13 protein-coding genes, 1 tRNA gene and 1 pseudogene are annotated in these 13,335 nt (G+C 60.9%); 9 read left to right on the forward strand and 6 right to left on the reverse strand.

The genetic code is table 11. From position 1 onward, the window contains the following. Nucleotides 1-61: 61 nt before the first annotated feature. Nucleotides 62-1,384, reverse strand: a complete 1,323-nt coding sequence (locus tag G7Y31_RS08540) for a glycosyltransferase family 4 protein (RefSeq protein WP_165010786.1) — start codon at nt 1,382-1,384, stop codon at nt 62-64. 208 nt (nt 1,385-1,592) lie between these two features. Here G7Y31_RS08540 and G7Y31_RS08545 point away from each other — a divergent pair. Both G7Y31_RS08545 and G7Y31_RS08550 read left to right on the forward strand, forming a co-directional pair. Beyond that, nucleotides 1,593-1,665: transfer RNA gene (locus G7Y31_RS08545), tRNA-Asn, on the forward strand. 113 nt (nt 1,666-1,778) lie between these two features. Beyond that, nucleotides 1,779-2,039 (forward strand): hypothetical protein, encoded by a 261-nt coding sequence (locus G7Y31_RS08550; protein WP_165010788.1) that lies wholly within the window; start codon nt 1,779-1,781, stop codon nt 2,037-2,039. On the opposite strand, the gene dnaG is transcribed toward G7Y31_RS08550, so the two are convergent. Next, nucleotides 2,036-3,940: a DNA primase gene (gene dnaG / locus G7Y31_RS08555; RefSeq protein WP_165010789.1), complete on the reverse strand. Its 1,905-nt coding sequence runs from the start codon at nt 3,938-3,940 to the stop codon at nt 2,036-2,038. The genes G7Y31_RS08550 and dnaG overlap by 4 nt on opposite strands. A 61-nt stretch (nt 3,941-4,001) precedes the next feature. Between dnaG and G7Y31_RS08560 the strand changes: the two genes are divergently transcribed. Together G7Y31_RS08560 and G7Y31_RS08565 are read left to right on the forward strand one after the other, a co-directional pair. Then, nucleotides 4,002-4,499, forward strand: coding sequence for a guanyl-specific ribonuclease (locus tag G7Y31_RS08560; protein WP_425321663.1), 498 nt, complete (start codon nt 4,002-4,004; stop codon nt 4,497-4,499). Nucleotides 4,500-4,501: 2 nt separating this feature from the next. After that, entirely contained in the window at nt 4,502-4,738 is a 237-nt protein-coding gene (locus G7Y31_RS08565; protein ID WP_165010793.1) for a hypothetical protein, read from the forward strand. Here G7Y31_RS08565 and G7Y31_RS08570 read toward each other — a convergent pair. After that, nucleotides 4,735-6,021, reverse strand: a complete 1,287-nt coding sequence (locus G7Y31_RS08570) for a deoxyguanosinetriphosphate triphosphohydrolase (RefSeq protein ID WP_165010795.1) — start codon at nt 6,019-6,021, stop codon at nt 4,735-4,737. The two genes, G7Y31_RS08565 and G7Y31_RS08570, sit on opposite strands and share 4 nt — an antisense overlap. A 44-nt stretch (nt 6,022-6,065) precedes the next feature. Here G7Y31_RS08570 and G7Y31_RS08575 point away from each other — a divergent pair, with 44 nt between their 5' ends. Further along, complete coding sequence (locus G7Y31_RS08575) at nt 6,066-8,099, forward strand: TPM domain-containing protein (protein ID WP_165010797.1); 2,034 nt, start codon at nt 6,066-6,068, stop codon at nt 8,097-8,099. 12 nt (nt 8,100-8,111) lie between these two features. On the opposite strand, the gene G7Y31_RS08580 is transcribed toward G7Y31_RS08575, so the two are convergent. From G7Y31_RS08580 to G7Y31_RS08590, 3 genes are read right to left on the reverse strand one after another with little or no spacing between them, the layout of a single operon-like run. Then, nucleotides 8,112-8,540 (reverse strand): hypothetical protein, encoded by a 429-nt coding sequence (locus G7Y31_RS08580; protein ID WP_165010799.1) that lies wholly within the window; start codon nt 8,538-8,540, stop codon nt 8,112-8,114. Nucleotides 8,541-8,543: 3 nt separating this feature from the next. Continuing rightward, nucleotides 8,544-9,059 carry a hypothetical protein gene (locus G7Y31_RS08585; protein ID WP_165010801.1) on the reverse strand — a complete coding sequence of 172 codons (516 nt, stop codon included), beginning with the start codon at nt 9,057-9,059 and terminating at the stop codon, nt 8,544-8,546. Between the two features lie 2 nt (nt 9,060-9,061). Continuing rightward, entirely contained in the window at nt 9,062-10,441 is a 1,380-nt protein-coding gene (locus G7Y31_RS08590; protein ID WP_165010803.1) for a glycine--tRNA ligase, read from the reverse strand. Between the two features lie 200 nt (nt 10,442-10,641). Between G7Y31_RS08590 and G7Y31_RS08595 the strand changes: the two genes are divergently transcribed. The 4 genes and pseudogenes from G7Y31_RS08595 to G7Y31_RS08610 all read left to right on the forward strand — a co-directional run bounded on the left by G7Y31_RS08595 (nt 10,642) and on the right by G7Y31_RS08610 (nt 13,326). Further along, the gene (locus tag G7Y31_RS08595; RefSeq protein WP_165010805.1) at nt 10,642-10,953 is read left to right on the forward strand and encodes an ArsR/SmtB family transcription factor; all 312 of its coding nucleotides are present in this window, start codon (nt 10,642-10,644) and stop codon (nt 10,951-10,953) included. Nucleotides 10,954-11,027: 74 nt separating this feature from the next. Further along, nucleotides 11,028-11,216, forward strand: a pseudogene (locus G7Y31_RS08600) (Fur family transcriptional regulator); the annotation flags it as partial. A 128-nt stretch (nt 11,217-11,344) separates the two neighbouring features. Continuing rightward, nucleotides 11,345-12,871, forward strand: a complete 1,527-nt coding sequence (locus G7Y31_RS08605; RefSeq protein WP_425321658.1) for an IS1634 family transposase — start codon at nt 11,345-11,347, stop codon at nt 12,869-12,871. 41 nt (nt 12,872-12,912) lie between these two features. Beyond that, on the forward strand, nt 12,913-13,326 hold the full coding sequence (locus G7Y31_RS08610) for a Fur family transcriptional regulator (RefSeq protein WP_196823554.1): 414 nt from the start codon (nt 12,913-12,915) through the stop codon (nt 13,324-13,326). Nucleotides 13,327-13,335: the final 9 nt, after the last annotated feature.

A 13,335-nucleotide genomic window follows, 5' to 3' on the forward strand; every position in this document is an offset into this window, starting at 1 on the left:
CAGCGCGGGAACGCACTGAACAGACACCCCAGGCTCCAACACCACGCACACGGGTTCGCCATTACTCAACCCTGGCATCGGTACCTCCGGTATTACTCTGGCCAAACTGAGCGACAGTCCGAAGGAGCGTATCTACTGCCCTTACCCGCTCTACTTCCAATGCGGCAGCGAACTCCTTCTTCACGTCAAGCGAGCTCTGACGTGCCAACGCAATCCACTCCTTAGCGAGTTGCTCAGGATCGGCTGGCGGGACAACAACGCCAACACCTTGCCCTTCAACCAGGCTGCGGACCTCTCCCTCAGCTACCACCGTCAGAAAAAGGCCCAGGGAGGCGAGCTCGTAGGTCTTTGATGGGACTGCACGCTCCAAGGCTTTCCAGTCCGTCAGATGAACCAGTGCAGTGTCGGCCCAGGAATAGTATTCGACCAATTCCGCAGCATCGACTCTTTCAATGAGCTCACACTGAGCCAGCCCACTACTATGAATAGCTCTGGACAAGGCATCATACGCCGCACCCCCTCCAACGAACTTCATATTGATAGCAACACCGCTATCTTGAGCTATTTGGGCAGCATAGACGGCATTTTGAAGGTTTTGAGCTCGCCCAATGGTACCGGCGTATAAGACGTTGAGCTCTCCCGCCACTTTCGCATGTGGCGATAAATCGTCAGGAGAGATTGCGGGAGGGAATAGATTCCGTACGGTCACCACCGAGCCACTGGCTAAATCTTGCGCACACAAGGAGTCAGAGAGCCACTCCGAAGTAGTGGTGATAGCGCTAGCGCTGCGCAATGACCGCTCCAAAAATCGCGCAACTATGCGCGATCCTGCCTTCACCGCCGACTTCGTAGCGAGAGTGCTGATGTTGAATCGGCCTTTGTCCAGGGCATCATCCCATCGCTGAGATTCGAAAAGTAGTTCCGGCCAGGCATCCCGGAGATCGATCAGATATGGAATGCCGTACGCTTTTGCCGCAAATTGCGTTACCACTGCCGTGGGCAAGCCAGGAACGGTACCGATTACTAGGTCAGGACGCCAATTGCGCAGAGGTCCTCCACGTCGAAGTGCGAAGTAAAGCGACGCAGCCGCGACGAAAAACTGATTCGAAGCTTTACCCACTACCGAATTGCCGAAAGGTAAAAACCGGGTACGGATCACTCTCTCGCCAACCGGTCCGTGCTCTATAAGCTCGTGATGTCCACGGACTCTGCCCGCTTCCTTAAGCCACGTCTTTAGTTGGGTGTCGCGTGCGTAGTGTGGCTGCGGCGCTATGACCACCACTTCGTGTCCGGCGTCTACTAGGGCCTTAGTTAGCCATTGCCAGCGTCGCTGCGGAACACCATTTTCGGGGTGCCAGTATTGCGAGAACAGGAGAATTCTCAAGCGCTCCTCCTCACGTAAAATCTCCAGGCAGCTTGTTACCCGAGGGCTAACTATACCCGACAGATTCGCCCCGCCGTAACTCTAACGGTGCCCGAAATGCAAGAAAACCACCCGCTAGCTTGCAGTTTGCACAGTCGCAGGGGCGGCTATATAGTTACTAACCGTTGCAGCGAGCAGAGCGCAAGCAAAGCGGAGCAGCAATGAGCCTTCCTCCATAGCTCAGTTGGCAGAGCATTCGACTGTTAATCGAAGGGTCGCTGGTTCGAGCCCAGCTGGAGGAGCAGACAGAAACCGCCTGATAACAGGCGGTTTCTTGCTATCTGGCGACTTCGCCCCGCAGTCCAGGTAGTCTGGTTACCCAGAACCTTGCAATCGAGTGTGACTAGGGAGAGATATGATTCAGTTCGTCGTCGGAGCGGCGGCAGGCTACGTCTTCGGCACCAAGGCCGGGCGCAAGCGCTACCACCAGTTGAAGGGCGCGTACGAAAAGGCGATCAACTCCCCCGTGACCAAGTCCGCGGTGACTTCTGCGCGCCGCGCGGTGGCCAACCGGCTGGACCCGGAGCCGCGGATGCGCGAAGTCAAGGACCTTCGCGGGAAGCGCTCCCGCAGCAAGCAGGTAGAAGACCGCCTCTACGAGCCGGATACTGACTAGCGGGTAACATCGCCGCGGAAGGCGCGATCATTGAGCTCCCGGCGCGCCTGCTCCAGGGCTACTAGGTCGGCGAAGACAGCGTTGTAGATGGCAGGGTCATCGGCAGGGCGCATACGCCCCAGCTGGGCCTTGAGGTGGGCAATCTGGTCGCCCACCCGGGTTTCTTGGAGGCGGGAGAGCACCGAGTCTGCATAGGCCTCCACGGAGATGTCCACCGGCAAGATGGCCTCCACGGTGAGTTCTGCAACGAAACTGCGGGCGTTTAGATCCGGAAGGTGGTCGCTGACTTGGGCCACCCACTCGGCGGGGCTAAGCTCCTGGGCGCGGGTCGTGCCGCCGGCGGCGGTGATGGCCTCCCGGACGGTGCGGTAGGCCGGATTGGTGTAGGCATCGGCAGTAATGCCATCGAAGTAGGCCCCAGCCTCCTGGGGGTATTGCAGCGCCAGTTTGAGAGCCTCACGCTGGGGCCACAAGACGGGGTTCTTGGCGTCCGGGATGTGAAAGAAGGCGGCGTCTTGGCGCACGGGGGCCATGTCTTCAAAGCGGCGCAAGCCTCGCTGCTGTTTCTTGGGGGCCCGGGCGGCGTTATCGACTTGGTGGAGAACCTCCATGGGGTCGGGCCAGCCCACCCAGTCCGCCAGGCGGCGGGCATACTCGTCCCGCAGGGGCTTGTCGCGAATATCAGCCACCACGGGCACTGCCCGGCGCAGTGCCTGCAGGCGGCCTTCTGCGGTATCGGTGCGGTAGCTGCCGATGATGGTCTGGATAACAAACTCGAACATCGGGATGCGGTCGGCAACCAGGTCGCGCACGGCGGCATCGCCCCGCTTGAGCCGCAAGTCGCACGGGTCCATGCCGTCTGGGGCTACGGCCACAAAGGATTGCCCGCTGAACTTTTGTTCCCCGGCAAAGGCGCGCATAGCGGCCTTCTGGCCGGCCTCGTCGCCGTCAAAGGTATAGATCAGCTCGCCGTTAAAGTAGGAATCATCCAACATCAGGCGGCGAATGACCTGCAGGTGTTCCTCGCCGAAGGCGGTGCCGCAGGAGGCCACCGCAGTGCGCACCCCCGCGGCGTACATGGCCATCACGTCGGTGTAGCCCTCCACCACCACGGCCTGGTGCTGTTGGGCAATGTTCTTCTTTGCCAGGTCCAGGCCGAAGAGCACCTTTTGCTTCTTATAGAGCATGGTCTCCCGGGTGTTCATGTACTTACCCATGGTGTCATCCTCAAAAAGCTTGCGTGCCCCAAAGCCAATGACGTTGCCGCTTAAGTCCTTAATGGGCCACAGCAGGCGACGGTGGAACATGTCTATGGGCCCACGCTTGCCCATCTTGGCCAGCCCGGCGGCTTCTAGCTCTTCATAGTCAAAGCCCATGCGCAGCAGGTGCTTGGTCAGTGTGTCCCAGCCTTCCGGGGCATAGCCGCAGCCAAACTCATAGATGAGCTCCTGGCTAAAGCCGCGCTCAAGCAAGAAGTCCCGGGCGGGCTGGGCCTGCGGGGTTTCTAGCTGGCCGCGGTAGAACTCATGGGCGGCTTTGTTGGCCTGGATCAGGCGCTGGCGCAGGCCTGGCTTATCGTCGCGCGCCCCGGAGCCCTGGTAGTTAATCTGGTAGCCAATCTTTTGGGCCACGGCCTCGACTGCCTCCGGGAAGGACAGCTGTTCCATTTCCATGAGGAAGTTGAAGACATCGCCGCCCTTGCCGGTAGAAAAGCAGTGATAATAGCCACGTTGCGGGCGCACGTGGAACGAGGGCGTCTTCTCATCCTTGAAAGGACTCAAGCCCTTCATAGAGTCATAGCCTGCGGGTTTCAGGGAGACGTACTCGCCCACAATTTCTTCAATGGGCGCGCGTTCGCGGATCGCTTGGATGTCGCTATCCGGGATTCTGCCTCGAGCCATAGCAGCTACCCTACCCGGCGCGCCCGGCACGATTTCGCAACGGGGGTACCCGTTTGCCATGATGTGGGCTATGCCCAAAGCGCCCCGCCACTTCCCTACCCTAAAACCCGCCGTCGGCTCAGCACTCGTTGCAGGCTTGCTGCTGGCTGTGCCTTTAGGTGGTTGCGAGTTTGCCGATGCCCCCACTGCCTCCACTGCCCCCAGCGCCACCCCGGCCAGCGGTTCCTTTGAGGGGGCATCGGCAAGCTCTGGGGCGGTGCCACCTTGCGAGGAGCTGCCGCCGGAGGTAGAGGACACGGTGGCCGACATCCTGGCCGGAGGGCCGTTTGCGTACCCGGACAATGACAATGCACGCTTTGGAAACTATGAGGGCGTGCTGCCGGAACAAGCACGCAACTACTACCGGGAATACACGGTGGACACCCCGGGGCTGCGCCACCGGGGTGCGCGGCGGATAGTCACCGGCGGGCCGGCACCCACCGCTCCGCAAGTGTGGTATTACACCGCAGACCACTACCACAGCTTTTGCCAGATTCCGAGCCACGTTACGGAGCGATAACTATGACGCGAGTACTGATTACAGAACCCGTGCGCACCCGCCAGGACCTGTACCGGGCACTTGGCGCTGTGCACTGTTGCGGGGAGTGTGTGGCGCCGAGCAATTTGGATGGCTTGGCTGATTTCTTGCGGGAGCACCGCATCCGCACCATCATTGCTGCGGACCTGGCCATGGAGCTGGCAGACTATGCGACGCTCAAGCGCGTGCTCGACGATGTCGGGGTGGCGTTGCTGCGCTAGTCCAGGAAGCCGGAGAGCCCGGCGGTTTTGCGGGCCAGGCGCTCTAGGCGCGACTCCGTCATGGACGCGATTTGGTCTATGATGACGCGGTCGCGTTCCAGGTCGGTGTCTGCTTGGAGCCACCAGCCGTGGAACATGGCGTCCAGGGTTCCCGGCGCGCCGGCGCTGAGGTAGTCGTAGACGCGGAAGATGCGCTCGCGCTGGCGGTCCTGGCGGGCGAGGTGGGCGGGCTCATCCATGACGTAGAGCACGGCGATGGTTTTCAGTAGCTTGACCTCCGCGCGGGCGAGCTCCGGCACGGCCAGCTCGCCGTGTACGCGGCCCAGGGTGCCAGTGGCAAAGAGTCCCGCATTGGCGGCGCGCGTTGCGGCGACTGTGGCGCCTACGTAGCGCCCCACCAGCTCCGAGGTCATGCGCTTGAGCGTGGTATAGGAGCGCAGGGAGTAATCGAAGGTGCCGATGGCGTTGATAATGTCTAGGCGGCGCAGGCTATCGGCGGCCTCTAGCAGCTCGTTGGCATCCCCGCCGAAGGCCTTGGCTCCCTTGTTAGCCAGGGTGGCCAGCTCCACCAAATCCCAGAGCACGCCCAGGGAAATACGCTGGGAGATGATGCCATCTTCAACATCGTGGACCGAATAAGCGATATCGTCCGCCCAGTCCATCACTTGGGCTTCTAGGGGTGGGCGGTTATCTGTGTGCCCCTGGCGCAGCCACTGCAGCACGGCGGCGTCTTCCGCATAGGCGCCGTACTTACGGTTGGTGCTGCCATCTGGGTTGGTGGGCAGCACAGGGTACTTACAAGCGGCATCGAGGCTGGCGCGGGTGAGGTTGAGCCCATAGGAGCGCAGCTGGCCACCGTCTTCGCGCACCACCTTCGGCTCAAGGCGGGTGAGGATACGCAGGGTCTGCGCATTGCCCTCGAAGCCGCCCAGGCTGACCTCATTGAGCGCGGTTTCCCCATTGTGCCCATAGGGCGGGTGCCCGATGTCATGGGTCAGCCCCGCCATATCGCATAGGTCCGGGTCCAGGCCTACCCCACTGCCGATACCACGGGCAATCTGGCCCACCTCCAGCGAATGAGTCAGCCGGGTGCGCGGGGTATCACCATCGCGCGGGCCCACCACCTGTGTCTTATCCGCCAGCCTGCGCAGGGCTGCGGAGTGCAGCACGCGGGCGCGGTCCCGGGCGAAGACCGCGCGGCCATCGGCAGACTCGCTCAGCTGTGAGCCTTTAGGGGTCTCTTCTGCAAGGCGCTGCATGTCGTGGCGGGAATACTGGTACATGCTGGACCAGCATACGGGCAACCCCGGCGAGTATGGTGGTGGGCATGAGTTTTCCCCAGACTTCTTTGCGGCAGACTACTTCCCGGCTGGGCGTGGCGGCGGGTATTGCGGGCGCGTGCATTTTTGGCGCAGCCCTGGCGGGGTCGCCGCTGGGTGCCCCACCGGCGGCTCTAGCCCAGCCCGCCCCAGCATCTATTACGGCAAAGGTCACGGATACCACTGGCACGTTGGATGAGTCCACCAAGGCCGCAGTCGAAGAACAGATTGCCACCCTGCAGCGCGAGCGCCAGCTGCTGCTCTACATCATCTACGACGGCGAGGTGGGCACGAATACGGAAAGCTACGCCAATTCTGTGGTGGAATCCCGGGGCGGCAATACCGCCGCGGTGGTCATCGACCCCGTCAACCGGCAGCTGGGGGTCTGGGCCGGGCGGGAGTGGCCCAGTGGGGCTACCGATGCCCTCTATGAGGCCGCCTACGGGCAGTTGGTTGGTGATGACTTCCCCGGTGCCGCCAGCGCCGTGGCCGCTACCGCCCTGAATTTGGGCGCCGGGGGTCCCGCTGGGGCTTCTGGGGGCGACGGCGACGACGCCGGGGCACTCTGGCTGGGTGCTGCGGGCTTAGCCGCCGTGGGTGCCGGCGGCGGATTGTGGGCGGCATCCACACGCCGCCGCAAGAAGGACACCGCCGCCACGCTGGAGCAGGCCCGGGGCATTGATCCGAAGGACACCAGCTCCCTGCAGGCGCTGCCGCTGGACATCCTCGAGGACTTAGCGCAAGAAGAGCTGGTGTCTACCGATGAGTCCATCCGCCGCGGCAAGCAGGAACTAGACTTAGCGGTCGCGGAGTTTGGCCCGGAGCGTGCCCGCCCATTTACCGCCGCCATGAACCACTCCACCCGGACGCTGCAGCATGCCTTTGCCCAGAAGCAACAGATTGACTCTGCGGGCCAGTCGATGGCCGCCCAACAGCGCCGGGGCCTGCTGGTAGATATTGTCTCCAAGTGCGGCCAAGCAGATGATGCCCTCGATGCCCAAGCCGCCGAATTTGCGCAGATGCGCGATCTGCTGCTCAATGCCGGAACCAAGCTGGACCAGCTGACCCAGCAGCTGGTGGACGCCCGCGCGCGGGTGCCCCAAGCGCGCGCCACCCTAGAGGCGCTGCGGACAGACTTTGCCGCTGACATGCTCTCTTCCATCACCGACAATGTGGACATGGCCCAGGTCTCCCTGGAGGAAGCCGACAAGACTCTAAGCCGCGGCCGGGAGTTGGCGGGGTTGCCCGCCGGGCAACAAGGCGGCGTGGTGGCCGCTATTCGCGACTCCGAGCACGCCCTCCATATTGCAGACCGCCTGTTGGCGGCCATCGAGAATGCCCGCACCGCTATTGCCGCAGCCCAGGAGAACCTGCCTGGGCTTATCACAGAAGTCGAAGGGGAATTGGCGGAGGCCGCCGAGCTGACCGCGCGCGGACAAGCCCAGGGCACGAAGGCGAACTGGCAGACCTTAGAAGACGTCTGCGCTCGCGCCCGCCAGGCGGTGGCCGCCGCACAATCCGGGGCGCAGACGGATCCGCTGCGCCACTACACGGCCTTGACGGGAATTGATGGGGAGCTCGACACCATTTTGGACGAGGTACGCGAAAACACCGCCACCCACGCGCGGCAGCTACAGTTGCTGGCCCAGCAGCTTGATGTCGCCGCCTCCGGCATCCAAGCCGCTGAGGACTTGATTTCTGCCCGCGGCCGGGTGATCAAGGCCGACGCCCGCACCGCGCTTGCCGATGCCAAACGCCTCCACGCCCAGGCCCTCAACACCCGCGACCACGACACACGTGCTGCCCTGGAACTAGCCCGCCAGGCCGCGGCGGCAGCCGACGAGGCCCGCCGCCGCGCGGACAAAGATATCAACTCCTACCAGCGGCGCCAGCAAAGCAGCAGCGCCGGGGACATCCTCACCGGCATGGTCATTGGCCAAATGCTGGGCGGGGGCTCCAGTCACCGTGGCGGCTACGGGGGCGGCTTTGGCGGGGGCTTCAGCGGCGGCGCTGGCGGCTCCGGACGCTCCGGGGCCTTCTAGCCCCAACTCGGGCTACATGCGCTGGATGCGCTGCGGGTTATCCACCTGCCAGGCGCACCAGCTCAAAAACACCAGGTCCAGCGTCAGCGGGCCTGTGCCGGAAAGCTCTAGGCCCGCCCCGCGCGGACGGGTGCGGGCTAGCTCGGTGCCGTGGGCATCAAGAATCACCCGCTCCCGCCCGAAACGGCGGGTGCGCGGCAGCCGGTAGGCGCGCAGGCCGCACTGCGCGTGCAGGTGATGCACGCTAAACCCCGCCTGGCGCAGGGTAAAGACCTCCCCTAGGGAGGTGGTACCGCGGATGGTCAAGGAGCCCTCATCCGTATCCCGCTCCACCAATACGTGGCCACCGCCAAAGTGCAGCACCTGCTCGTGATACTGCGCCACCTGGCGCCCGGCGGAATCGCACAACCACTGGCCCTCCCACATCCACGCAGCGGACATGGGCTAACCCACGAAGATTGCTACCAGCGCCACCAGGCTGGCTAGCACCAGGGTCAGGATGGACGCCGAGGACGCAGCGCGCGTGCGCCCATCCATAATAAGCCGCGCAAACCAGCTCAGGCCGGCGGCTTCTTCCACGCTCAAACCGACTTCGGTTGCCTGGCCCTCAAATTCCACGATGGCCTGGCGCACTCCCCGGTTCTTAGTGGTAAACTGCGCCACCTTTTTGCCTGCGGCGTCCTCCACAATCCAGTTGCCGGACTCCTCTAGCACAAAGGCAAAGTCGCGCCCATCTAGCGAAGCCTGCAGCCGCTTGGAACGGCCGGGGTTGCCGGTGAGGGTGAAACGGCGGGAATCGGCAAGCTGTGCCTGCGCCCCCTGGGCACTGACCTCGAGGTCCCAGGCCTGCTCGCCCACCACGGCCTGTGCGGCGCCAAAAGTCCCCAAGACCTGGGGGCCGGCCTCATGCAGCAGCACCGGCTCTTCCCGGTTGCTGCGATCCCAGCTGGTGTAGTGCATGATTAGCAGCCAATCAGCCGGGCAGCCAAGTAGGACTCCAGCTCAGCGATTTTGACGCGCTCCTGCTGCATGGAGTCACGCTCACGCACAGTCACCGAGTCGTCTTCCAAGGAGTCAAAGTCATAGGTGATGCAGAATGGGGTACCAATTTCATCCTGGCGGCGGTAGCGGCGGCCAATCGCACCAGAGACGTCGAAGTCCACGTTCCAGTGGGCGCGCAGCTTAGCTGCCAGTTCACGGGCCGGGGTAGACAGCTCCTCCTTCTTAGACAGCGGCAAAACCGCCACCTTCACCGGCGCCAGACGGCGGTCCAGGCGCAACACCACGCGCTTATCCGTCCCGCCCTTGGCGTTAGGGACCTCCTCTTCGTCATAGGCGTCCACCAGGAAAGCCATCATAGAACGGCCCAACCCAGCGGCTGGCTCGATGACGTACGGGATCCAGCGGGACTCCGTGGTCTGGTCGAAGTAGGACAGGTCCTCGCCCGAGCCCTCCGCGTGCACTCGCAAATCGTAATCCGTACGGTTGGCCACGCCCTCAAGCTCCCCCCACTTGGAGCCAGTAAAGCCGAAAGCGTACTCCACGTCCACAGTGCGCTTAGAGTAGTGCGAGAGCTTTTCTTGCGGGTGCTCATACAGGCGCAGGTTTTCTTCCTTGATGCCAAGGTCCACATACCAGTTGTAGCGGTCTTCGATCCAGTACTGGTGCCACTGCTCGTCCGTGCCGGGCTCGACGAAGAACTCCATCTCCATCTGCTCGAACTCGCGGGTACGGAAAATGAAATTACCCGGGGTGATCTCATTGCGGAAGGACTTACCAATGTTGGCAATGCCAAACGGTGGCTTCATACGCGCCGAGGTCATCACATTCTTGAAGTTGACAAAGATGCCCTGGGCGGTCTCCGGGCGCAGGTAGTGCAGGCCTTCTTCATCATCCACCGGGCCCAGGAAGGTCTTCAGCAGACCGGAGAAAGCCTTAGGCTCCGTCCAGTTACCCGGCTGGCCGGTTTCCGGGTCATTGATGTCCGCCAGGCCATTTGCCGGCGGGTGGCCGTGCTTTTCCTCGTAGGCCTCCAGCAGGTGGTCTGCGCGGTAGCGCTTGTGAGTGTAGAGCGACTCCACCAGCGGATCCGTAAAGACTTCCACGTGCCCGGAGGACACCCACACCTGGCGCGGCTGGATCACGGACGTATCCACACCCACTACATCCTCGCGGGATTGCACCATGTGACGCCACCACTGGCGCTTGATGTTTTCCTTCAGCTCCACGCCCAGCGGACCGTAATCCCAGGCCGAGCGTGAACCTCCGTAAATCTCCCCGGCCTGGTAAACCAGGCCACGACGCTTACACAAGCTAACGACGGTATCAATTTTGTTTGCCATGGGCAGTTCGGACTCCTCTGGTAGGGGACAGTCTGTGAAAAATGGACAGGCTACAGTCTAGCCTGCACGGCACACCAGCGGAGGCACCCGGCCTATTGGTTTGGCCAAGCCCCCTGCATCTGGGATATGACGCATTAAATGGTCTATTGCTATACTTGCTTCGATAAATTGCCGTACTAGGAGTTATCAGGAGCTTTCCCGTGCCATCCTCTTACCCTACCGCTGTTGAGCTAGAAGCCGCTGAGGAAGTCTTTTCCGCGCTCGATAGCCCCTTAAGATTGCGTCTCGCCGTCCTCCTGTCCGAGCGCGGGCATTACGTCCACGAGCTAGTAGACAAGCTGGGTAAATCCCAGCCGCTGATTAGCCAGCACTTACGGGTACTCAAAAACGCCGGCCTAGTACAATCTGAGCGCTCTGGCCGCGAAGTTATCTACACAATGGCCTCCCCTAAGGCCCTAAAACTCATCACCGCCGCCGCCGCGTTACATAAGGCCACCCACCCGCCCGCGTAGCTACACACACCACTTTATTAGCCTCGGGGTTTAACAAAAGTCTAGATATTTAAGCGGTTGCTAAGATGTCCGGTATGACCCTCAATTCCACCATTCCCAAATTAGGGGCCCGCAACACCAAACAGCGCACCGCTGTGGTGGAGGTCTTGCGGGACATGGACAAGTTTGCCTCCGTCAAGGAGATCTTCGGCGAACTCCAGCAGCGCAAGGAGAAAGTGGGCCTGACCACCGTTTATCGCACCCTGCAATCGCTGGCAGAAATTCCTGACTTGGCTCATCAGGGTGTGATTAAATTAACCCTTGACACGTAGGCCTGCAGTTTTGGTCTTGCGGGGTCGGGTTTTTCCGCACTAAGGGGGTAGGGGGCGGGGTTGGTTGTAATGTGATTTTTGTGAGCCCGTATATTCGTACCGTTACCACCGCCTCAGGTGCTACTGCTGTGCAGGTGGTGTTAGAAGAACGTGCAGGTAAAAAGGCGATGAAGCATATCGGCTCTGCCCACGATGACTATGAGCTAGCGTTGTTGAAAGCTGAAGCTCAACGCGTGATTGATGGGGATCAACTCTGCCTCGATTTAGGGCTTGACGATAGGAATGCGCCTGCAGGTAGTGGGTCGAAAGACAATCCGTTACCGGTGAGTTCCCAAAAGGCTGGTGTCCTTTTAGAGTGCATTGACTCGTGCTACCAGCGGCTTGGATTTGATGTTGCCACTGGTGGCGACCAGGTTTTTGCCAATCTAGTTCGCGCGCGGATTATTCAGCCAGGTTCCAAGCTGGATTCGATTGAGACTTTGGCCGAAGTTGGCGTGGTAAGTGCCACTTATGCCACAATCAAACGGCATTTAGCCAGCTACGCTACAGAGTCATTTCGTGAGATTTTGTCTCAAGCCTTAGCTCGCCATGCTGGTATCGGTGCAGGAAGCTTCGTCTTATACGACGTGACCACGCTGTATTTCGAAACTGATACTCCAGATGACCTGCGTAAATCCGGCTTTTCGAAAGAACGCCGAGTCGAACCTCAAATCCTGGTAGGCCTGCTAACCGATGCCACGGGCTTCCCACTACATATCGGGGCCTATGAAGGCAACAAAGCCGAAACGCACACGTTGTTACCGATGATCCGGGCTTTTCAGTCTGCGTACAATCTCGACCGCGTCACGATTGTTGCTGATGCGGGCATGTTTTCAGCCGAGAACAAGACAGCTATCGTTGAGGCGGGGCTAGATTACATCCTTTCTACCAAAGTCCCCTCCCTGCCTGAGGTGATCACCCAGTGGAAACAGGAACATCCTGGCCAGGACTACACTCACGGGCAAATATGGTCCCAGCCTTCCTACACAGATCGACGCCATGCCACAACAGGCAAGCCGGATTCTGTTACTCACTTTCACTACTCCTACGATCGGGCTCGACGAACAGTGCGCGGCATCGACGAGCAGCTAGCCAAGGCTGCCCGAGCAGTAGAAGGCAAAGTAGCGATCAAACGTAATCGATACATCGATCTCAAAGCCCCAAATAAAAAGGTCAACTACGAACTGGCCACCAAACATAGGGCCTTAGCTGGGATTAAAGGCTACGAAACGACGCTCACATCGATGCCCGCACCCGAGGTGCTCCGCGCCTACAGACATCTGCTCAACATTGAAAAATCGTTCCGAATGTCAAAGTCCGATCTCAAAGCCCGCCCGATCTACGCGCGAACCGAAGACTCTATAAACGCCCACCTCAACATCGTCATGGCCGCTCTAGCAATCAGTCAGATGATGGAAACGGCCACAGGCAAAAGCATCAAACGCCTGGTACGAACCCTGAAAAAATACCGAACCTTCGAACTCAAACTCAACGGCACCACCATCCACGCCGCCACACCACTGCCCCCTGACGTCCAACAACTCCTCAACGCCATCACCCAAGCCTGACTTCCGCACTAAAATGAGCCAAGTCGGGTAAGATGTCCGGTATGACCCTCAATTCCACCATTCCCAAATTAGGGGCCCGCAACACCAAACAGCGCACCGCTGTGGTGGAGGTCTTGCGGGACATGGACAAGTTTGCCTCCGTCAAGGAGATCTTCGGCGAACTCCAGCAGCGCAAGGAGAAAGTGGGCCTGACCACCGTTTATCGCACCCTGCAATCGCTGGCAGAAATTGATGCTGTTGATGCCCTGCACATGCCCGGCGGGGAAACCCTCTACCGCCACTGCGACAGCGAAAAGCACCACCACCACCTGGTGTGCACCCAATGCGGCAAGACCAAAGAAATTGATGGCGGGCCCATCGAGTCCTGGGCCAAGCAGATAGCCAGCCAGCACGGCTTCGAGCTCACAGGCCATGACGCCGAAGTCTTCGGCGTGTGCCCCGACTGTCGGGGTTAAGGCTTAAAT

Origin of the sequence: Corynebacterium lizhenjunii (genome assembly GCF_011038655.2) — a bacterium.
GTDB classification, from domain to species: Bacteria; Actinomycetota; Actinomycetes; order Mycobacteriales; family Mycobacteriaceae; genus Corynebacterium; species Corynebacterium lizhenjunii.

Excerpts from the sequence above, each read along its gene's own strand:
- G7Y31_RS08590 (WP_165010803.1), bottom strand. The coding sequence starts at position 10,441 with ATGGCAAACAAAATTGATACCGTCGTTAGCTTGTGTAAGCGTCGTGGC.
- G7Y31_RS08585 (WP_165010801.1), bottom strand. The coding sequence starts at position 9,059 with ATGCACTACACCAGCTGGGATCGCAGCAACCGGGAAGAGCCGGTGCTG.
- G7Y31_RS08575 (WP_165010797.1), top strand. The coding sequence starts at position 6,066 with ATGAGTTTTCCCCAGACTTCTTTGCGGCAGACTACTTCCCGGCTGGGC.
- dnaG (WP_165010789.1), bottom strand. The coding sequence starts at position 3,940 with ATGGCTCGAGGCAGAATCCCGGATAGCGACATCCAAGCGATCCGCGAA.
- G7Y31_RS08580 (WP_165010799.1), bottom strand. The coding sequence starts at position 8,540 with ATGTCCGCTGCGTGGATGTGGGAGGGCCAGTGGTTGTGCGATTCCGCC.
- G7Y31_RS08570 (WP_165010795.1), bottom strand. The coding sequence starts at position 6,021 with ATGTACCAGTATTCCCGCCACGACATGCAGCGCCTTGCAGAAGAGACC.
- G7Y31_RS08565 (WP_165010793.1), top strand. The coding sequence starts at position 4,502 with ATGACGCGAGTACTGATTACAGAACCCGTGCGCACCCGCCAGGACCTG.
- G7Y31_RS08560 (WP_425321663.1), top strand. The coding sequence starts at position 4,002 with ATGTGGGCTATGCCCAAAGCGCCCCGCCACTTCCCTACCCTAAAACCC.
- G7Y31_RS08610 (WP_196823554.1), top strand. The coding sequence starts at position 12,913 with ATGACCCTCAATTCCACCATTCCCAAATTAGGGGCCCGCAACACCAAA.
- G7Y31_RS08550 (WP_165010788.1), top strand. The coding sequence starts at position 1,779 with ATGATTCAGTTCGTCGTCGGAGCGGCGGCAGGCTACGTCTTCGGCACC.